The organism is Novosphingobium sp. (assembly GCF_031424035.1).
Taxonomy (GTDB): domain Bacteria; phylum Pseudomonadota; class Alphaproteobacteria; order Sphingomonadales; family Sphingomonadaceae; genus Novosphingobium.
Window position 1 is genome coordinate 1 of record NZ_JANPGP010000096.1, and the last position, 21,130, is coordinate 21,130.

Annotated in this window: 15 protein-coding genes; 8 read left to right on the top strand and 7 right to left on the bottom strand. The window is 63.4% G+C overall.

Annotated elements, in window-relative coordinates:
- Positions 1 to 2,595: pitrilysin family protein (locus tag RMO89_RS13790; protein ID WP_310533795.1), on the bottom strand; the 2,595-nt coding region annotated here is incomplete at its 3' end.
- 214 nt (positions 2,596 to 2,809) lie between these two features.
- Here RMO89_RS13790 and RMO89_RS13795 point away from each other — a divergent pair.
- The gene (locus tag RMO89_RS13795) at positions 2,810 to 3,502 is read left to right on the top strand and encodes a DUF4197 domain-containing protein (protein ID WP_310533797.1); all 693 of its coding nucleotides are present in this window, start codon (positions 2,810 to 2,812) and stop codon (positions 3,500 to 3,502) included.
- A 100-nt stretch (positions 3,503 to 3,602) separates the two neighbouring features.
- On the opposite strand, the gene RMO89_RS13800 is transcribed toward RMO89_RS13795, so the two are convergent.
- A complete protein-coding gene (locus RMO89_RS13800; RefSeq protein ID WP_310533799.1) occupies positions 3,603 to 5,120 on the bottom strand; it encodes a hypothetical protein in 1,518 nt (505 codons plus the stop codon).
- Positions 5,121 to 5,320: 200 nt separating this feature from the next.
- On the bottom strand, positions 5,321 to 6,832 hold the full coding sequence (locus RMO89_RS13805) for a DUF4139 domain-containing protein (RefSeq protein WP_310533800.1): 1,512 nt from the start codon (positions 6,830 to 6,832) through the stop codon (positions 5,321 to 5,323).
- A gap of 243 nt (positions 6,833 to 7,075) precedes the next feature.
- Here RMO89_RS13805 and clpB point away from each other — a divergent pair, with 243 nt between their 5' ends.
- Positions 7,076 to 9,655 (top strand): ATP-dependent chaperone ClpB, encoded by a 2,580-nt coding sequence (gene clpB / locus RMO89_RS13810; protein WP_310533801.1) that lies wholly within the window; start codon positions 7,076 to 7,078, stop codon positions 9,653 to 9,655.
- Positions 9,656 to 9,722: 67 nt separating this feature from the next.
- Here the strand turns inward: clpB and RMO89_RS13815 are convergent, their stop codons facing one another.
- A complete protein-coding gene (locus RMO89_RS13815; protein WP_310533803.1) occupies positions 9,723 to 13,652 on the bottom strand; it encodes a TonB-dependent receptor domain-containing protein in 3,930 nt (1,309 codons plus the stop codon).
- Positions 13,653 to 13,981: 329 nt separating this feature from the next.
- Here RMO89_RS13815 and RMO89_RS13820 point away from each other — a divergent pair, with 329 nt between their 5' ends.
- The 6 genes from RMO89_RS13820 (at position 13,982) to RMO89_RS13845 (ending at position 18,481) form a co-directional block, all read left to right on the top strand.
- Positions 13,982 to 14,767 (top strand): SDR family NAD(P)-dependent oxidoreductase, encoded by a 786-nt coding sequence (locus RMO89_RS13820; protein ID WP_310533805.1) that lies wholly within the window; start codon positions 13,982 to 13,984, stop codon positions 14,765 to 14,767.
- A gap of 22 nt (positions 14,768 to 14,789) precedes the next feature.
- Complete coding sequence (locus RMO89_RS13825; RefSeq protein ID WP_310533806.1) at positions 14,790 to 15,419, top strand: TetR family transcriptional regulator; 630 nt, start codon at positions 14,790 to 14,792, stop codon at positions 15,417 to 15,419.
- On the top strand, positions 15,416 to 16,276 hold the full coding sequence (gene mtnP, locus RMO89_RS13830; protein ID WP_310533807.1) for an S-methyl-5'-thioadenosine phosphorylase: 861 nt from the start codon (positions 15,416 to 15,418) through the stop codon (positions 16,274 to 16,276). The genes RMO89_RS13825 and mtnP overlap by 4 nt, the downstream gene beginning before the upstream one ends.
- Positions 16,276 to 16,905, top strand: a complete 630-nt coding sequence (gene maiA, locus RMO89_RS13835) for a maleylacetoacetate isomerase (RefSeq protein WP_310533809.1) — start codon at positions 16,276 to 16,278, stop codon at positions 16,903 to 16,905. The genes mtnP and maiA overlap by 1 nt, the downstream gene beginning before the upstream one ends.
- A gap of 110 nt (positions 16,906 to 17,015) precedes the next feature.
- Complete coding sequence (locus tag RMO89_RS13840) at positions 17,016 to 17,474, top strand: MarR family winged helix-turn-helix transcriptional regulator (RefSeq protein ID WP_310533810.1); 459 nt, start codon at positions 17,016 to 17,018, stop codon at positions 17,472 to 17,474.
- Complete coding sequence (locus RMO89_RS13845) at positions 17,471 to 18,481, top strand: fumarylacetoacetate hydrolase family protein (RefSeq protein ID WP_310533811.1); 1,011 nt, start codon at positions 17,471 to 17,473, stop codon at positions 18,479 to 18,481. The genes RMO89_RS13840 and RMO89_RS13845 overlap by 4 nt, the downstream gene beginning before the upstream one ends.
- A 10-nt stretch (positions 18,482 to 18,491) precedes the next feature.
- Here the strand turns inward: RMO89_RS13845 and RMO89_RS13850 are convergent, their stop codons facing one another.
- The 3 genes from RMO89_RS13850 to RMO89_RS13860 form a co-directional block, all read right to left on the bottom strand.
- Complete coding sequence (locus RMO89_RS13850; protein ID WP_310533812.1) at positions 18,492 to 19,229, bottom strand: hypothetical protein; 738 nt, start codon at positions 19,227 to 19,229, stop codon at positions 18,492 to 18,494.
- A gap of 139 nt (positions 19,230 to 19,368) precedes the next feature.
- The gene (locus RMO89_RS13855) at positions 19,369 to 20,373 is read right to left on the bottom strand and encodes a type II secretion system F family protein (protein WP_310533813.1); all 1,005 of its coding nucleotides are present in this window, start codon (positions 20,371 to 20,373) and stop codon (positions 19,369 to 19,371) included.
- Between the two features lie 19 nt (positions 20,374 to 20,392).
- Positions 20,393 to 21,130, bottom strand: a 738-nt coding sequence (locus tag RMO89_RS13860; protein ID WP_310533814.1) for a type II secretion system F family protein, incomplete at its 5' end; no start/stop codon positions are given.

Consider the following 21,130-nt stretch of genomic DNA (forward strand, 5'->3'; position numbering starts at 1 on the left):
CGGATTGACCGGTTTCGTCGCCGGGAAGGCCTTGATGTTGTCCAGCAGCAAGCGAATCGAATCGCCGGTACGGTCGGACTGCACCGGGGCTGAAATGGTGAAGCTGCGCGGACCGACCGGAGACGACACGCCCGAGCGCACGCCATAGGACCAGCCCTTGTCTTCACGCAGGTCCAGGTTGAGGCGGCTGAGGAAGCCGTTGCCCAGAACCTCGTTGGCAAGGTCGAGCGCTTCCTTGTCCTGATCGCGCCCACTGATCGCCAACACGCGGCCGGCAACAATGACCGACTGCGGTGAATTGGGCCGGTCGATCAGCACGATGCGCGGGTTTGGCGCGGGCACGGCGGCCTGGAGAGGCTTGGCGGGAGCAGCGCTGGCCGGAACGCGCCAGCCGGAGAACGCCTTTTCGAGCAACGGCTTGAGCTGTTCCATGGTCACGTCGCCGACCACGGTGATCTTGGCGAGGTCGGGGCGGAACCACTTGGCATGCGCGGCCGAAAGAGCAGTCGGAGTGAGCGCGGTCAGCGTTTCGGTTTCACCCAGCCCGTCACCCGGGAGGCCGTAAGGATGGCCGGGGCCAAACAGGATCGGCGAGAGGCTGCGCGCTGCGAGCGCGGCGGGGTTGGCCTTGACCTGCGCGAGCCGTGAAAGCTGCTGGGTGCGGACGCGGCTGACTTCGCCCGGATCGAAAGCCGGGTGCAGCGCCACATCGGCCATCAGCGCCAGCGATGGGGCCAGGTTGGCGCTGAGCGCGTCGAGCATGACCGACGATGAGTCGAGCGCGGCGCCAGCGGAGATCGTCGCGCCAAGCCGCTCCTGCTCCTCGGCGATCTGCACCGAGCTGCGGGTGCGGGTGCCTTCATCGAGCAGCGACAGCATCAGCTGCTGCGTGCCCGGCGTGTCGAGCACGTCAGCGCTGGTGCCGGCATCGATATTCAGCGCGACGACGACCTTGGGCACTGCCGTCCGCCGTGCCAGCGTCACCGGAATGCCGTTCGACAGCGTGCTGCGCTCGATCGCCGGGAAGGCGAGTTCGCCCACCTGCGCGACCTGCGGCAAGGGGCGCGGCGCGGATTTGGCGATGGCCGGGACGGCGGCCTTGGGATCTTTGGCGCGCGCGGGGCTGGTCGCCTCGTCGCCCCAGCCGCCCATGGTATCGCCCTTGTCTGTGCGCGTACCAGGGACGACGTTGATCGCTGCAGAGGGCCGGCCCATCCACTTGGCAACAGCAGCGCGGACCTTTTCCGGGGTCAGCGCGGCGAGCGCCGCGAAGTCCTTTTTGTATTGTTCGGGATTGTTCGAATAGAGCGCGCCTTCGGCCAGGGTCGAGCCCTTGCCACCGAACCCGCCAACCTGCTCAAGCGCGCCGATCTGGCCGCTGACCGTACGGGTGGCTGAACGGCGCACTTCGTCTTCGGTCGGGCCTTCGGCGATGAACTTGGCGATCACATCATCCAGCGCCTTTTCGGCCACGGCGCGGTCGACGCCGGGCTTTACGTCCATCTGCGCCTCGATGAGACTGAGCTGTTCGAACAGCTGGGTACTCGCCGATACCGACACCGCCTGCTGGCTGCCGCGCACCAGCGCATTGTCGAGCCGCGAGCTTGACAGCCCGCCGAGGATATCGAGCCCGACGACCAGCGCGGTCGCTTCCGCGTCATTGAGACCGGGTCCGGTCCAGTTGCGGGTGAGGCGCAGGGTCGGCACCTGATCGGCCATGTCCCGGACCACCGGAGCGGCCAGCGTGACCGGGCCGGCCTGAACACGCGGCGCTTCGGGACCGCGCGGGATCGCGCCGAAATACTTCTCGATCAGCGGACGGGCAGTCTTCGCGTCGATGTCGCCCGACAGGGCCAGCACGACGTTGTTCGGGGCGTAATTGTCCTTGAACCACTGGCGCACGTCGCCCAGCGTAGCAGCATCGAGATCCGCCATCGAACCGATCGTCGAGTGGCGATAAGGGTGGCCGACTGGCAGCAGCACGTCCTGCGTGACATAATTTGACAGGCCGTAGGGGCGGTTGTCGTTCTGGCGCTTCTCGTTCTGCACAACGCCGCGCTGCTTATCGAGCTTGTCCTGCGTCACTGCGCCAAGCAGGTGGCCCATGCGGTCGCTTTCCATGAACAGCGCGAGGTCGAGCGCGCCAGTGGGCACAGTTTCGACATAATTGGTGCGATCAAACCAGGTTGAACCATTGGTCGAGGTGGAACCTGCGGCTTCAAGCGGTTCGTCGAAGTTCGCCACGTTCTCTGATCCGCCGAAGAAAATGTGTTCATACAGGTGGGCAAAGCCGGTCTTGCCCTTGGGCTCGTGCTTGGAGCCGACGCGGTAATAGGTGGTAACGCCAACGATGGGTGCCTTGCGATCAGTGTTGATCAGCACCCGCAGGCCGTTGGACAGGGTGAATTCCTCATAGGGAATGTCGACCGCCTTGACGAGGTCGGCGAGCGCGGCGGGTTGGGGCTGCGCCGGGGCGGCGGCAGCAGGCGCGGCATCTGAGACCGAAGCCGGGCGCTGCGTCTGGCCAGAGCAGGCGGACAGGGCGAGGGCGAGCAGCGATGGGGCGATGAGCGAACGAACGGGCAAACGGCGCATGGGCTCTCCGGGAAATGCGGGAATATCAAGCATGCACCTTACCGCGTGACCGGCCAAGGGCCAGCAGATTTGTCGGGCCTTTTCGACGAGGAGCATGACTGCGCCGCTTAACGACTTTGCCGCGCTGTCGCCGGATGTAACGTCATGAAACACGCGGTTGAATTGGTGGCCCCGGTATGAAACGTTGCGCACCAGGGAACCGGGAGCACAAGACATGGAAAACCGCCATTTCACTGACCGCCGCAGCATGATCGCCTTGCTCGGCATGGGCGCGCTGATCCTGCCCGTCACGGCGCGGGCGCAAGTGCTGGGCCTTGGCTCGGGGCTGACTTCGCTGCTCGGCAAGGCGAGCGATTCCTCGCTCGACAAGCTGTCGGTGCCGGGGGCCTATTACAACGACAGCGCGATCCGCATCATGCTGCCGCTGGTTGGCGGCGCGGGCGGGGCGATCGGCAAACTGCTTGGCGGGGCGGACAAGCTGGGGCTGACGGATGGGATTACCCGCAAGCTCAACGATGCGGCGGGGCTGGCGGCCAGGGAGGCCAAGCCGGTTTTCCGGGCCGCGATTGACCAGCTCAAGCTAACCGACGTGCCAGGCATCGTCGGCCAGAACGACGGCGCGACGCAATACCTGCGCCGCAGCTCGGGCGATGTGCTGCGGGGCAAGTTCCGCCCGCTGATCGATGCAGCGCTGGGGCAGGTTGGGGCGTTCGGCGCGCTGGACAAGCTTGGCAAGACCAATTCGCTGGTCCGCGCCGCTGGCCTCACCCGCGACAAGCTGACGGGTTCGGTGACCGATCAGGCGCTGAACGGCATCTACAGGTATATCGCCGGCGAGGAAGGCCGCCTGCGCTCCGATCCGCTGGGCAAGGCCGGCGGGCTGCTGAAGGGCGTGCTGGGGAATTGATTCAGCCGTCGTCCCGGGCTTGACCCGGGACCGCTGGCCTCATTGACGCAAACTTGGCTTCCAGCCTCCAGCGGTCCCGGATCAAGTCCGGGATGACGGGTCACTTCACCGCTTTGGGCTCCGCCACCGTCCAATGCAGCCGGGTTTCGCTGCCCGGTGCGAGTGTCATTGCCCAGATCTGTTTGCCGGGTTTCCTGATCATCTTGCCGGGGAGGCCTTTGTAGATCCGGCCATCGTAAGTCGGCAGTTCCAGCTCGTACCGAACGGCAAAGGGATTGGCATTGCGCACCACGGTGGTGATCGCTGCGGGCTTGCCCTTCAACAGAGCTTCTTCGTCGCTCTCGACAGTTACCCCGGTCGGCTCTCCGAATTCGAACTCGACCTCTTCGCCAACGGCCTTGTTGCGGGTGGAAGTTTCACCGACCACCTGCCGGCCCAGTTCGCCATCCTGATAGACCACGACTTGCCCGGCCGGCAGTGGATCGCCGAGGCCTTCGGTCTTGCGGTTCTGGAAGCGGAACAGCATCGTCGGGTCGTTGGTCCGACCATCGATGCGGCTGCGATAGACCAGATCCCCCTTCACCTTCGGCGCGTTGAGGAAGGCCACCTGCTTCTGCGCGTTTGAGGCAACGGTCACCGGAATCGGGATGCGATAGAGCTTCAGATCGCCCAGCGCTTCTGAAACGGCGGTCACCGCGATGGCCGATTCCATCGCCTTTTCCTGTCGGCGTGCGCCGGTGACGACAATGTCCATCATGGCCGGAGCCATCGCCATAGGCGGCGGGGGAGGTGGCGGTGGTGGAGGCATCGGCCCGCCGTACTCCGGAATCTCATGTGTGCGCCCGGCCGGCCAGCAATTCGCCCACTTGTTCAACCAGCGCGCCTCGTCCTTGGCGCGCTGGCCGGTGTCGTCGCGGGTTTCGTCGGAGCGGTTGATTTCGCCCGCAACGGCGCTGGTGGTGGCATCGATGAAACTGGTTTCGTCGGCACTCGCCATGGTTAGCCAGGACAGCAGCGACATCGACTGACCGTCGGGGGCCAGCACCGCAACATAGCTCGCATCCCAGTCAAACCCGGTGGCGATATAGGCGAGCGTGACCGTGACCTTGCCGCCCGGCTGGTCCTTGGTGGTCATGGTCAGCACCGGCTTGGCGGAGAGGTCCGCCGGCGCGCCGGGGTAGATCAGCGTCTGGTTGAGCCCGCTGCAATAGACCGCCTCGGAGCCCTTGGCGGTGGTCACCACCAGCCGCTCGGCAGCGGAGCGGACGGTGGCGCGTTCCTCGGTCACCGCGCCGGTGACAGGATCGGTGCGGCGCAGGATCACTGCTTGCCCGGTGAAATTGTCGACCAGGCCCTTCTGTGAAAGCAGCGCGGCGTCGCGGTTCTTCTCACGCGGGCTGGTCCCGAACAGGATCGCCGATTGCGGCACGATGCCGCCGGCCACGCCTTCGAAGCGGATGACCACTTCACCGGGCGGCAGGTCGACCACGCGGGTTTCGGCGATCAGGGCAAAAGCGCCGGGGCTGCCCTTGTTGATCGGATTGCCCGCCGCGCGCTGCGGGTCGCGGTAGATGGTGACCGCCACGCTGTCCGGCTTGGCCGAGAGGACAAGCGGCATCTGCGCCAGCGCGGGTATGGGGAGGAGCGCGAGAAGGGCGGCAAAGATCCTCCCCGAAACGGGGAGGGGGACCATCCGCAGGATGGTGGAGGGGGAGTGCCGCCGGGCGCAACGTCGCCATGGCAGTGCCGGACGAGAGCCCCCTCCGTCAGCGCTTCGCGCTGCCACCTCCCCGACCCGGGGAGGATATGGCGTCCTGCTCACCACGGCGTCAGGAAGGTAACGGTCAGCTCGGTCTTGCCATTGGCCGGCACAGGCACTTCCCATGTCCGGCGGTCGGCGCTTTCCTGCGTGCCCGGGATGGATTCATCAACCACGCGGAGGTCACGCCACCACCACCACTGGTTCAGCCCGCCCTGCGCGACATCGACCGTTACCGGCACGTCGCGCGCATTGGTCACGATATAGCGCATCTGGGTGCGCCAATAGGTCTTGGGGCGTTCGGCGGAGACTTCCTTCACTGTGCCATCGGGATAGGTGATCTTGTAGCGGGCGTATTTCTCCCACTCGTCGAGCGTGATCTGCTCGCGCTTTTCCATGACCGGCTGGACTTTGACGTCAAAGGCCTCGCCGGTGCGCAGCGCCAGGTTCGATCCACCGGGGGTATGATCGATGCCGCTTTCGCCGATGAACTGCGCCTGCCCCTTGGAATCGCGCATATAGACGCGCACCGTGCCCGCCGGCAGCGCCGCGCCGACCCCGCCAGACCGGGCGTTTGAGAACTTGAGAATCGAGCTCGCGCTCACCGGCTCGCTCTGGTTGCCCATCCAGCCGTTGACATATTCATAGCCCTTGCGCGCCGGCACGCCCGACACGTCGAGGAAGCTCACCTGCTTGGTCTGGGCATTGGCGATCGTGGTGCGGCCAGCGATCGGATAAACGTGGAAATCGCCGAGCTGCTGCCCGCCGCTTTCGGTGCCGGGGCGATTGCCGCGCGGGCGGGGCGGGGGCGGCGGCGCGTAGCCGCCGTTGTAGCCCCCGTACTGGTTCACTTGCCCGACGCTGCCCGCGACCATCAGGACATTGGCACCGGTGAAGGTGGTGCCGGTATTGTTGGTCAGCGTCACCCAGCCCTGCACGTCGATCTTGCCGGCCTTTTCATCGAACAGCGTTACATAGTCCGCCTTCCAGCCCATGCCGGGGGTCAGGTAGGTCAGCGTCAGCGGGCGAGCACCGGTGGTCTTGGCATCCATCGTCACTGACAGCGTCGGCCGCGCGCGCAGATTTGGCGGGATAGCGTCGAAGATCACCCGCACCGGCAGGCCATCATCGCGCAGCACCTCGATCCACTCGCCGATCTTGAGCACAACGCCGCCATTCGCCGCCATGACCAGCGCACGTTCGCGCGTTTCGGCGCCGGTGGCGGGGTTGGTGCGGACCAGCGTGATCGTCTGCCCGACGGCCTTTTCCATCAGCGCCGCCGGCGTCAGCAGGTCATAATCGAAGTTCTGCTCGACCACGCCAAACCCTTCGCCCGAAAGCGTCACCGTCTCGGCGCGGATCATGGCGGAAACGTCAGGAAACTCCTGCCGGCTGCGGCCGCCGGGCAGCGAGACCGTCCGCACGTCCTGCACCAGCGCGAGGTTGTTGTTGTAGATCGTCACCGACACGTCGCCCTGCGCGGATCGCGGAGCGGGGGTGGCATTCTGCGCGGGCGCGCTGGCGGGAATCACGGCCAGTCCACCAAGAAGCGCAAGCTTGGTCAGTCGCATATCCGTCCCCTCCGGCAATTTCGATTCGAGACCATGCCGCAAGCCGGCCAGCATGGCGAGCAGGATCGCGGTCGATCTTTGCTTGGCGCAGAAGGCCTTAGCCGGGCTGAACCGTGGATGAAGCGCGATGAACCGAATATCTGAGCTGCTCAGAATTTTACAAATCGGCACCTTTTTGATCGAGACCCTTGTGTTGCCGATCAGCAACACTACCTTGCGGTGTAACAGGAGGCTGATACACCAATGAACCTCGAAAAATTCACTGACCGCGCCAAGGGTTTTCTCCAGTCGGCGCAGACCGTCGCGATCCGCATGAACCATCAGCGCATCGCGCCCGAGCACTTGCTCAAGGCGCTGCTCGAGGATGGCGAAGGCATGGCCTCGGGCCTGATTCAGCGCAGCGGCGGCAATGCCCAGATGGCGCTCGCCGAAGTCGACAAGGCGCTCGGCAAGATCGCGGCTGTCACCGGCGGGGGCGCGCAGCAGACGCCGGGGATCGACAATGATCTTGTCCGTGTGCTCGATGCGGCGGAGCAGGCCGCGACCAAGTCCGGCGATGCCTATGTCACGGTGGAGCGGATGCTGCTCGGCCTCGCGCTGGCGAGCACTACGGCAGCCGGGCAGGCGCTGAAGACCGCCGGCATCACACCACAGGGCCTCGAAGCCGCGATCACCGCGCTGCGCGGCGGCAAGAAGGCTGACAGCGCCTCTGCCGAGGAAACTTATCAGGCGCTTGAAAAGTTCGCCCGCGACCTCACGCAGGCCGCGCGCGACGGCAAGCTTGATCCGGTCATCGGCCGCGACGAGGAAATCCGCCGGACGATCCAGATCCTCGCCCGCCGCACCAAGAACAACCCGGCGCTGATCGGCGAACCTGGCGTCGGCAAGACCGCGATTGCCGAGGGCCTCGCGCTGCGTATCGCCAATGGCGATGTGCCTGACAGCCTGAAGGGTCGCCGCCTGATGAGCCTCGACATGGGCAGCCTGATCGCCGGTGCCAAGTATCGCGGCGAGTTCGAGGAACGGCTGAAGTCCGTGCTCGACGAAGTGAAGGGCGCCGAAGGCGACATCATCCTGTTCATCGACGAGATGCACACCTTGATCGGCGCAGGCGCTTCAGAAGGGTCGATGGACGCGGGCAACCTGCTCAAGCCGGCGCTTGCGCGCGGCGAACTGCACTGCATCGGCGCGACCACGCTCGACGAATACCAGAAGTACGTCGAGAAGGATCCGGCGCTGCAGCGGCGTTTCCAGCCGGTCTTTGTTGGTGAACCGACGGTCGAGGACACGATCTCGATCCTGCGCGGCTTGAAAGATCGCTACGAACTGCACCACGGCGTGCGGATCGCCGACAACGCGATTGTCGCGGCGGCCACGCTGTCGAACCGCTACATCGCCGACCGCTTCCTGCCCGACAAGGCGATCGACCTGATGGACGAGGCAGCCAGCCGCATCCGCATGGAAGTGGAATCCAAGCCCGAGGAAATCGAAGTCCTCGACCGGCGCATCATCCAGCTCAAGATCGAGGAACTGGCGCTCGCCAAAGAGATCGACCAAGCGTCGAAGGATCGCCTCACCGCATTGCGCGAGGAACTGGCAAACCTTGAAGAGCAGTCGGCCGAACTGACGACGCGCTGGCAGAACGAGCGCGACAAGATCGCGGCGGAAGGCGAGCTCAAAGGGCAGCTTGAAGCCGCGCGGCTGGAGCTGGAGCAGGCTCAGCGCGCGGGTGACCTCGCCCGGGCGGGTGAGCTGACCTATGGCCGCATTCCCGAGCTCGAAAAGCAGCTCGATCTGGCTGACGGCAAGGCTGGCAATTCGCTGCTGCGCGAAGAGGTGACCGCCGACGACATCGCTGCGGTCGTCAGCCGCTGGACCGGCGTGCCGGTCGACCGGATGCTGCAGGGCGAGCGTGAGAAGCTTCTCAAGATGGAAGAGACCATCGGCAAGCGCGTGATCGGCCAGCAGGACGCGGTGATCGCCGTGTCCAAGGCCGTGCGGCGTGCGCGTGCCGGCCTGCAGGACCCCAACCGGCCGCTCGGCAGCTTCCTGTTCCTCGGCCCGACCGGCGTCGGCAAGACTGAACTGACCAAGGCGCTTGCCGGCTTTCTGTTCGACGATGATACCGCGATGGTCCGCATCGACATGTCCGAATTCATGGAAAAGCACGCTGTCAGCCGCCTGATCGGTGCGCCTCCGGGCTATGTCGGTTATGACGAGGGCGGCGTGCTGACCGAAGCCGTGCGGCGCCGACCCTATCAGGTCGTGCTGTTCGACGAGGTCGAAAAGGCGCACCCCGACGTGTTCAACGTGCTGCTGCAAGTGCTCGACGATGGCCGCCTGACCGATGGGCAGGGCCGCGTGGTGGACTTCACCAACACGCTGATCATCCTGACCTCGAACCTCGGCAGCCAGTACCTCGCCAATCTTGAGGACGGGCAGTCGGTCGAAAGCGTCGAGCCGCAGGTCATGGAAATTGTGCGTGGGCATTTCCGCCCCGAATTCCTCAACCGACTGGACGAGATCATCCTGTTCCACCGGCTTGGCCATGAGCATATGGCGCCGATCGTCGAAATCCAGGTCCAGCGGGTCGCAAAGCTGCTCAAGGATCGCAAGATCAGCATCGACCTCAGCGATGCGGCGAAGCGCTGGCTGGGCCGGGTCGGCTACGATCCGGTCTATGGCGCGCGGCCGTTGAAACGGGCGGTGCAGCGGTACTTGCAGGATCCGCTGGCGGAGAAGCTGCTGGCGGGCGAAATCCCTGACGGCTCGAAGCTGACGATTGACGAAGGCGACGGTGAACTGTCGATTACGGTCCGCTAAGTCAGACGGGACAAAAAAGGGGCGGCAGGATAAACCTGCCGCCCCGATTTTGCGCGAGTCCGATGACTTAGAACTTGGCGATCACGGTCACCTGGAAACGACGGCCGATCTGGTCGACGTAGTCCTGGAACAGGTATCCAAGTTCACCGGCGTAGTTGACGTCGGTCAGGTTGGTTGCCGAGAGCTGGATGCGGAACTTGTCATTCACGTCATAACCGATGGCGGCGTCAAACAGGTCGATCGCCGGGTAGCGGTTCAGGTTCACGACTTCCGGACCAGCGATGGCGCCGCTCGAGAAGATGTGCGTTGGCGAACGATGGTTCCAAGTACCAACCAGGTAGAAACCATCCTTTTCGTAACGCGCACGGCCTTGGATTTCCCACTTGGGACGCGAGAAGGTTCCGTCCGAACGAAGACCATCAAGCGCGAAGTCTCCAGATGCTGCCGATTCAAAGCGCAGCAGGTGGTAGGCGTTGCCCGAAAGTGACAGCGAACCCAGCTTGCCAAGGTCGATCGGGTAGCTTGCCGAAATATTCAGCGCGCGAACCTTGATGCTTCCGAGGTTAAGGAACGACAGGTTGTAACCGTTGGCAATCTGGAACGATGCGTCGCGGGTGAACGAAGAGCAAAGGTTGTTGCCGGTCTGCGCCGTGGTGTCCGGATAGGTCGGGCTATCGTAGCAGCTCTGGATACCTTGAGCCAGCGAGGTCGGCACGATCGTGTTCTTCAGATCGACGCTGATGTAATCGGCGGAGATCGAAAGGCCCGGCACGAAACGCGGGGTCAGCGTGCCGCCCACGGTCCAGCTGTTTGCACGTTCAGGCTGAAGGCCGGGGTTGCCGGCATAAGTGCCTGAGAGACCAACACCCAGCGGGGTGAAGGTTGCCAGGAATGCATCGGCCGTGGTCGCGTCAGTTGCCAGGTTGGACGCAATAACTGCCGAACGGCAGTTGGCGCGGCGCACCGTCGGGGCTGCTGCCGTGAGATTGCCCGGGCTGCAATAGTCGGTCGGCGTGGTGAACACCGGCTGGCCGCCCAGGAACAGTTCGACAACCGAAGGCTGGCGGACGGACTGGGTATAATTGCCACGGAAGCTGATGTCACGGATCGGCTTCCAGGTGCCAGCGAGCGAGTAAATCGTCTGCGCCTTGCCCGAAGCCTTAGGCGAAATCTTCACGCCGGCGGTGTTGCGATATTCGTCGGCTGCGCCGCTCATCTTGGTCACGCGGATTGCCGGGTTGAACACCAGGTCGCCCATGAACGACAGGAAGTCCGGGCCGGTGAGCGGAATGCGGGCTTCCGCGCCGCCTTCCCAGGTTTCCGTGAAGGCCCCGAAGTTCGAAGAAGGCGCAGCACGACCGCGTCCGAGCTGGTTAAGCGGGTTGGACGAGAAGCGCAGCTCGTCCTTACGGTATTCGCCGTTGAACGAAACCGCGAGAGGCCCGGCCGGCAGATCGAACAAGCCGCCGCCGAACGAAGCGGTGAACAGGGTCTGCACGCCTACGTTGCGGAACACCTGCTCTTGGCTGACGTAAGCCTTCGCGGCAGCAGTCATGTTGTTGTAGCCGAACGGGTTGAGCGGCTTACATCCATCGATCATCGATTGGGTGATCGTGGGCGTGAACAGCGTTTCGACGAGTTCACCCGCACCATTCTTTTGGCGGACGATATTCGCAGCGACGCCGACCGGCGACTTACCCAGATATTGCGAAGGGAACAGCGATGCGCGGCAAACGATATTGCCGTTGGCCACGCCCGTGGTTGCCTGACCAGCATCAACTGCGTCCAGGGCAAGCTGATATTCGATGTCGTTGATCTGGGTAGCACGGACGTTGGTAATTGCCTTGCCGTAAGTACCTGAAACTTCGGCGTTCCATTCCTTGCCGAACATTTCGAAGTTGTACTTCAAACCGCCAAGCAGACGGAACGTCTCGTTGCGGGTCGTGAACGCGTTCTCGCCGAAGATGTCCTGATTCTGGCGAGTCAGGATGAACGACGAATTGGCGTCCGTGGTGCCGTTGATCCCAACCGAAGACAGAACGCCCTTGTTCTGCGCCGTGAGGTAAGGGTTGGTGCGCACATCGATGATCAGCGGTGCGTTCTCAGCCGTCGAGCTCTGGAAATTCTGGCTTGGCGAGTTACGGTTCGATCGGTTGTTGACGCGAGCATACATGTTCTCGGTAAAGAACGTGAGGTTCTCGGTCAGGTCATAGTGGCCGATAAGGTTGGCGATATAGCGATCCTGCTGTGTGCGCAGAACGACGTTTTCAATCGAACGCCCGAAGCCGCCGTTCGAACCCGTGGCCTGGCCCATTGTCAGCGGGGTATTCGGTCCCACGCCGCTGGCCAGGTTATAAGTCCGAAGCGAACCGTCGGTGTTGAATTCAAGCGGAACCGCCACGAAAGGCAGGACCTGGTTCACCGGCACCTGGGCAGTGCCACCAGCCTGGTTGATGCGAACCGTGACCAGCGAGGTGTCAGTATTGGCGATCTTGGGCACGCTCGGCACGAAAGTACCGATGAGGTAGTTCACGTTGACGTTGGGATTCGCGGCAAAGAATTCGCGAGCGGTCGAGCGGTTGGCCTGGAGGACGTTGACCGCCAGAGTGGTAAGCTGGCCAGCAGTGGCGCCCGTCGGAGGCGTGATGCCAAACTGCGTGAAGACCTGCGTTGCAGTCACGCCGGTGGGCAGCGCGGTCGGCGCGAAGGTCGTGATGGCCAGCGGCGAGGTTGTCGCGCCATTCAGGCCGTTGGCGGCCAGAGTATAAGTCGTGCCATTGACCAGGGCCGTACCGGCGTAACCGACGCCAGGGGTGCCCTGGATGATCTGACCGGCAGTTCCGTAGAAGCCGACGTTACGCGAGCTGAAGAGCGACGTGGCACCAGTTCCGGTGACGCCGGGAACGACAACGCCCACCGGTGCAAGACCGTTACGGAACGAGATGAAGTTGCTGGTGATGGTGCCTGCAGCGTTAGTGATCGGCGTATAGGCCGTCGCCGACGAATAAGGCGTGGTGATCGGGTTGGTCACCGTGCCATTGAAGCTCAGCGACTGGTTGATGAATCCTTCGCCGAACAGGGTGCCGGCCTGCCCGTCATCCGCGCTGCGCAGGAACGCGCCGTTGTTCAGGCCATTGACGTCGATGATCGCCGAGCTGAACGCCGTGTTGCGTATCGCACCGTTGAACGGGTTGGTGTACGAGTTCGTGCGCGCCAGTCGGAAATCGCGGGTATCAGCCTGCAAGCCGTCGTTGTGGCTGTATTCACCCGAAATCACGATGTTGCCGCGGCCTTCGGCAAAATTCAGACCGTATGTCGCTGCGATCTGGGTCTGACCTGTATCGCCACGCTCGGAAATACCCGAAAGCGCGCGAACGGTAAGGCCGTCGAAATCGTCGCGAAGGATGAAGTTGACGACGCCCGCAATCGCGTCCGCACCATAGGCAGACGCACCACCGACAGTCAGCACATCAACACGCTTGATCAGCGTGCTGGGAATAACGTTCACGTCAACCTGAGCGCCGGTTGCGTTGCCTTCAACGAACAACGAACCGGGGTTGCCTGAAACGAAGCGGCGACCGTTGACCAGCGTCAACGTGCGCTGGGTGCCAAGGTCGAGAAGGTCGGGGAATGCCGAACCGAGGCTGGCGGTCTGGCCACCGTTGTTGCCGGTCAGCGGGCTGGCGCCGGGGCCAACAAGCGGAATGTCGTTGAGTGCTTCGAGCGTGTTCGTGAACCCGCGCTCTTCGATCTTGCGCGAATCGATCTGCACGCCGGCGATCACCCCGTCGGTCTCGGGGCGCGGAATGCGCGAACCCGTGACGATGATCGTGCCGGTTTCTTCGGAATCGCAGACGCCATTGGTATCGGTATCTTCACACGCTGCCGGTGCTGCAGTGTTCTGCGCCCAGGCGGCACTAGGAGCGAACATACTCGCAAGGGCTAGCGGCAGCGCAGCGATTTCCAGACGAAGTACGGTCTTTCGGTTGAAGTTCACGTCAATAGTCCCCTTATTGCCCCAAAACCCGCAGGAATGTGCGAGCTGAGAAAACGGCTGAGGATGGCGGTGACGATCCAGTGGAAAGTTCGCGGTAGTCCCCAAACCGCTCGATTCCACTTGGTTGTCGCAGGTTGGAGACGGTTTCAAATGAAATCCTGCCCGATTGTTCAAATGAGAACCTTATGTTGCAATTGCACAACAGAGTTGCGGCTGGATCGTGTCTGCGGGTTTTGGTCGGCCCTGCGTTTGTGCGGTTGACCGAAAGCCTTCTGCCCGCTTAAGCGCCCCATTAAATAAGGCGTTCATGACCGAAGGGACCTAATGACATGAATCTCGATTCCTCCGTCTCCGCAGTCGTCACCGGTGGCGCTTCCGGCCTTGGCGAAGCCACTGCCCGCGCGCTGGCCGCACAAGGTGTAAAGGTCGCCATTTTCGACATGAACACCGAACGCGGCGAAGCGGTGGCCGCCGAACTGGGCGGCGTGTTCTGCCAGGTGAACGTCGCCGACGAGCAGAGCGTGATCGATGGTTTCGCCAAGGCCCGCGCCGCCAACGGGCAGGAACGCGTCCTCGTCAACTGCGCCGGCATCGCCACCGCCATCAAGACCGTCGGCCGTGACCGTGAAACCGGCGCGGTGAAGCCCTATCCGATGGACAGCTTTGAAAAGGTCATTGGCATCAACCTGATCGGCACCTTCCGCTGCATCGCCAAGTGCGTTGAAGGCCTGCTTACGGCTGACCCGATCGATGCCGACGGCCAGCGCGGCGTGATCATCAACACCGCGAGCGTCGCGGCGCAGGACGGACAGATCGGCCAGGCGGCCTATACCGCTTCGAAGGCCGGTGTGCTGGGCATGACCCTGCCGATCGCGCGTGACCTGATGAACGAAGGCATCCGCGTCAACACGATCCTGCCGGGCATTTTCGAAACCCCGATGATGAAGTCGCTGCCCGAAGCCGCACAGGTCGCACTCGCCGCCGCCGTGCCGTTCCCCAAGCGCCTCGGCAAGCCCGAGGAATATGCCCAGACCGCGCTGTTCCTGATCGGCCATGACTACATCAATGCCGAGCACGTCCGCATGGACGGCGGCATCCGCATGGGCCCCAAGTAAGATCGGGGTGAAGGTGGACGCCGTGACCAGCAAGAGCGACCTTGCCGCGCCTCCGGGCGCGCGCGAGCAATTGCTCGACACGGCCTCCGCCATCATGCGCGAGGGCGACATCGTCGATATCTCGCTATCGGACCTGTCACGCCAGTCGGGGCTCAACTCGGCTCTGGTGAAGTACTATTTCGGTAACAAGGCGGGCCTGCTGAAGGCGCTGATCGAGCGCGAGTGGCTGGCCATCGTCAAGTCGGTCGAGGCACTGCTGTCCAAGGATTTCGACGCTGAGGCCAAACTGCGCATCCACATGGAAGGCGTGGTCGATAACTTCTTTCGCACGCCTTACACCCACCGCCTGCTGATGCGCCTGATCCGCGAAAGCGATCCTGACGAGGCGCAGCGGCTGGCCGATACCTATCTCAAGCCGCTGCTCGACGCCTATGAGAAGCTGATCGGCGAAGGCGTCGCCGCCGGGGTTTTCCGCCCGGTCGATCCGCAGCTGTTCTACTTCACCGTCATCGGCGCTGCTGACCGGTTCTTCTCGGCGCGGCTGGTGCTCAAGTACTGCTCGGCGACCGACGTTCTCGACGAGGCGCTGCGGGACCGCTACCGTGCTCACCTCAACGACTTTGTTGTGGCTGGAATTCTGGTGCAGCGGTGATCTGGCATCTGGGCGTGATTGGCGGTTCGGGCCTCGCAGCGGGGCTCGATCTTGATGATGCGCAGGAAATTGCAGTATCATCGCCGTTCGGCACACCTTCGGGGCCGGTCATTACCGGCAAGATCGCCGGCAAGCGCGTCACCTTCATCGCCCGCCATGGGAAGGGCCACCGGCTGACGCCATCGGCGGTAGATTACCGCGCCAACATCGACGTGCTCAAGCGCTGCGGCGTGACCGACGTCCTCTCGCTCTCGGCCATCGGTTCGCTGGCCGAGGATATGGCGCCCGGGCATTTCGTCGCGGTCGATCAGTTCATTGATCGCACCCAGGGCAGGCGCGGCAGCTTCTTTGGCGAAGGGCTCGTCGCCCATGTCAGTCTGGCCGATCCGGTCTGCGCGCGGCTGTCGAAGCTGGCGGCTGATGCGGCGCAGGCTTCCGGGGCGACAGTTCATCGCGGCGGCTGCTACATCGCCATCGAAGGCCCGCAATTCTCGACCCGCGCCGAAAGCCGGCTCTACCAACAATGGGGCGCGCAGGTTATCGGCATGACTGCCATGCCTGAAGCCCGGCTCGCGCGCGAAGCGGAGCTGCCTTACGCCGTGCTCGGCATGGTCACGGACTATGACTGCTGGCGCGATGGCGAGGCCGTGGGCGCGAGCGAGGTCTTTGCCGTGATGAAGGCCAACGCTGCTCTTGCACGCGAAACCGTGCGCAAGCTGGTGGCCTCGCTGCCGAAAAAGCGCAGCGCCAGCCCGGTCGATACCGCGCTCGATGGCGCCATCGTCACCGCGCCGGGCGCACGCGATGGCAAGCTGGCGGCGATGCTCGATGCCGTCGCAGGAAGGGTGTTACGCTGATGGAACTGACCTTGCATGACTATTGGCGGTCTTCGTCGGCGTTCCGCGTGCGGATCGCGCTCAACCTGAAGGGCGCCGATTACCGCGGGGTCGAGGTTGACCTGCTGCAGGGCGAACAACTTGCCGAGGGCTATGCGGCGGTCAACGTGCAGAAGCTGGTCCCCGCGCTCGAAGTGGACGGGCAGGTCATCACCCAAACGCTGGCGATCATCGACTGGCTCGACGGAGCGTTCCCGGTGCCGCGGTTGATCCCCGAAAAACCGCTGGAGCGCGCCCGGACGATCGCGCTGGCGCAGATCATCATCGCCGATACCCAACCGCTCCAGAACATGCGGGTGCTGAAGTACCTGCGCGCGCAGTTTGGCGCTGATGATGCGGCGGTTGACCAGTGGGCGCAGCACTGGATCGGTGAAGGACTGGCCGCGCTCGAAGCACAGGCGCCAGAAGAGGGCTATTTTGGCGGCGCGGCGCCGAATATCGTCGATGTCGTGCTGGTGCCGCAGGTCATGAATGCGCGCCGCTACAAGCTCGATCTTGCGCCGTTTCCGTGTCTTACGCGGATCGATGCGGCAATGCACGCGCTTGATGCCGTGGCGCAGGCCAAGCCCGAGGCGCTGCGCCCGGCCTGAAGACTTCGAAGGCCACTCCGGCAGTATTACGGCACTTGGTCAGTCAGTATTACGCGGAGCATGTGAATCCGCTTGCGCGGCCACATGGTTGCATTAGAAATAGTTTCACTATGCCGAACATCCCGCGCCTCACCGATTTCCTGCCATACCTGATGGCTATCACGTCGAACGCGGTCAGCAGCCGCATCGCGGATGAATACCGATTGCGATTTGGCCTGCGCATCCCCGAATGGCGCGTGATGGCCGTGCTGGGCGATGGCGGCTCGATGACCCAGCGCGAGATGGTCAATGCGACGGTGATGGACAAGGTCGCGATCAACCGCGCCTGCAAGGTGCTGGAAGAACGCGGACTGGTGGCGCGCAGCCCGAATCAGCGCGACGGCCGTTCGCACCATCTGGAACTGACCGACGAGGGGCGAGCGCTTTATTCGCAGGTCATGCCGATGACTTACGAGATGTTCGAGCGGATATTCACCCGCATCGAACCCAGCGAGCAGCAGGCGCTCAAGACATTGCTGTCGCGGATCCGCGACGGCGTGAAAGCCATCGATGAAGGGAAACCGGCATGAAGCTAGCGAGTCTTGCCGGTGGACGCGATGGGCGTCTCGTTGTCGTGTCGCCCGATCTCGCCTGGTATGCCGATGCTTCCACCGTCACGCCGACATTGCAATCTGCGCTGGATGACTGGGGCCGGTTCGAACCGCAATTGCGCGCGCTTTCGGAAAACCTTGAGCACCACTCGGTGCCGCTCGAAAGGTTCCACGAGCGGGAGGCGCTGGCCCCGCTGCCGCGTGCTTTCCAGTGGGCCGATGGCTCGGCTTACGTCAATCACGTCGAACTGGTGCGCAAGGCGCGCGGTGCCGAAATGCCCGACAGCTTCTGGCACGATCCACTGATGTACCAGGGCGGCAGCGACGACCTGCGCGGCGCGCGTTCACCGATCCTCCTCGCTGACGAGGCATGGGGCTGCGACATGGAAGCGGAAGTCTGCGTCGTCACTGGTGACGTTCCGCAGGGCATTTCGGCCGCCGATGCACTCGGCAAGGTCTTGCTGGTCGGGCTGGTCAACGATGTTTCGCTGCGCAACCTGATCCCCGGCGAACTCGCCAAGGGCTTCGGCTTTGTCCAGTCGAAGCCGGCGACGACCTTTTCGCCGGTGTTCATCACGCCCGATGAACTGGGCGCTGGCTGGAAGGACGGCAAGCTCTCAGGCGTTCTGGAAGTAGACCTCAATGGCGAGGCGTTCGGACGGGCTGATGCTGGCGAGGAAATGACCTTCGATTTCGGCACGCTGATCGCTCATCTGGCCAGGACCCGCAGCCTTGGTGCCGGATCGATCATCGGATCGGGCACCGTGTCCAACCGCGACGCCGATGGCTCGCCCGGCCGCCCGGTCAGCGAAGGCGGGCGCGGGTATTCTTGCATCGCCGAACAGCGCATGGTCGAGACGATCCAGTCGGGCGAGCCAAAGACGGGCTTCATGAAGCACGGCGATGTCGTGCGGATTGACATGCGCGATGGCCATGGTCACTCGATCTTCGGCGCGATCGAGCAGGAAGTCGTCGCTCCCGAGTAAGCCGTTCCGGTTACGCTGCGTCCCTGCGCTCGGCGATAAATCGCGCGATGCGGACGTAGAGCGCGGGGATCACCGCGATGATCAGCCCGACCACCACAGCGTCTAGCGCCAGCATGGCCCACAGCACCGGACCCGATTCGCCGCGCGCATATTTGTTCAGCATCTGGTGCGCAATGTTGACCGGCAAGCGGCCGACGAAGAACAGGGCGAGGGCCCAGAAATACAGCCATGTGGTGACCCGCGCCGACTGGGCGGGGCCGCTGATGGCGCCGCTCGTTGCTGCCGACACGATCCACACAATCAGCAGCGGTTCAATGAACACCTGCGATAGTCCGGCGACTGCGCGCAGGGTCATGACCTGCGGCTTGGCGACAAGCTGAGGCGCGTAGAAGACCAGCGCGAACAAGACGAGTGAATAGGCGATATAGGGCAGGTAGCGGCGAAAGGCCTCGCCAAGCGGCGCGACTACTGTTCCGCCGTGCTGCGACACCAGATAGCGGATCGTGAAGAAGCCGCCGACATAGACGAAGATCATCTTGATCCAGCCGAGGACCGAGCGGGTGGTATCATATTGCGCCGCCTTGGCCGCTTCGAGGCTGGAGAAAAACCCGCTTTGAACTTCGGCGACATGCTGCGCAAATTCCCAGCCGATGAACAGGGCGAACAGCCACGGCAGCCCGGCAATCGCGCGCAGGCCATCGACGTGCGCGCCAAGCAGGTCGCGGAAGTAACGTTTCAGCCAGGCCATTGGAAATGCTCCCCGATCTGGCGGAATCGTAACAGGTGCGGGGCCGATGTCGAGCCGGGCCGGAATCAAAAAGTCCGGAATCGAAAAGGGGCGGCCCGTTGCAGGACCGCCCCCATTTCGTTCACGTGTCTTGGCCGGTTCAGCCGTTGTGGCTCTTGAAGCCGTCCATCAGCGCGCAGCCTGCCGGGCCGATGATGACGATGAACAGCACCGGAAGGATGAACAGGATCAGCGGCACGGTCATGATCGCCGGAAGGCGCGCGGCCTTTTCTTCGGCACGCATCATGCGTTCGTTGCGGAATTCAGCGGAGAGCACGCGCAAGGCCGAGGCCAGCGGGGTACCGTAGCGTTCGGTCTGGATCATGGTCGTCACCACGCCGCGCACCGCTTCGAGGTCGACGCGGTAAGCGAGGTTCTCGAAGGCCATGCGGCGTTCATTGAGGAACGACAGCTCGATCGAGGTGAGCGTGAATTCGTCACCCAGTTCGGGATAGGCGCGGCCCAGTTCTCGGGCGACGCGGCCAAAGGCGGCGTCGACGGTAAGGCCAGCCTCGGCGCAGATGACCAGCAGATCGAGCGCATCTGGCAACCCCTTGCGAACCTTGTGGGTACGCTTCTGGATAATGTTCTTGAGCCAGATTTCCGGACCCTTGTAGCCCAGGCCAAGCGCTGCGGCGAAGAAGGCGAGTTTCTTGATCGGCGTCCAGTCCGGAAAGGCGTTGAACACATAGACCGTCAGCGCCGCGATGGTGCCAAGCACGATCGGCAGCACCATGCGGGCAAAGATGACCGCGACAGCATATTCCTTTTTGCGGATGCCGGCCTGCGCCAGCTTCTGCTGGATAAACTGGACCTGGCTTTCCTGAAGGACCTTCAGCTTGTCGAGCGTGTCCTTCATTTTTTCGGTCGTCTGGTTCTTGCGAACCAGGCTCTGGCGGCGCTTCGATGCGTCCTTGACGATGCCGGCCTTGAGCTGCTCGCGCCGCTCGTTCAGCGCCTTGACGCGCTTGGCCATGGGATCGCGGACGGTGACGGCGGCATAGATCGCCAGCATCACCGCGACGGCAGCGATCGCAGCCAGGATCGATCCGACCCAGATGACGTCGATGCCAAGGAGTGTGGGACCGTGCGGGGTGTTCAACATGGGACTAGCCTATCCTCGCTCAGATCTCGAAATTGATCATCTGGGCCATGATGTAGGCACCGATGCTCATCCAGCACAGGCCACCCATGCCCGTGATAATCAACCGCTCGTCGCTGAAAAACTTGCCGCCGTACTGCGGGTTGATCCAGTAGAGCATCCCGAACACCACAAAGGGCAGGGCGCCGATGATGTATGCCGATGCCTTGGATTCCGAGCTCATGGCGCGGATCTTCAGCTTCATCTGTGCGCGCTTGCGCAGCACGTCAGCCAGGTTTGACAGCGTTTCGGCCAGATTGCCGCCCGTCTCGCGCTGAATGGCAAGCGAGATGCAGAAGAACTGGAATTCGGGCGTGCCCAGCCGGTCGGCGGTTTCCTGCAGCGATTCATCCATCGTCTTGCCGATGCGGATGCGTTCGTTGATCTGGCGGAATTCCTCGCCAATTGGCCCGGGAACTTCGCCCGCGACCACGCCCAGCGTTTCAGTCACCGGCAAGCCAGAACGCAGCCCGCGCACCAGCAGTTCGATGGCATCGGGGAACTTGGCGGTAAACTGGGCCACCCGCCGCTTGATTGTATAGCCGACCACAACATGCGGCAGGCCTGCGCCAACCACGGTGCCAACGCCCAGCGACATCAGCGGCGCGCGCGTCTTGATGAACACGGCGACCGCCACGAACAGGGCGAGGCCGAGCGAGGTGTAAAGGTACTGTGTCATCGTCCAGGTTTTGCCCGTCCGATGCAGCCGCAGCAGCAGCGC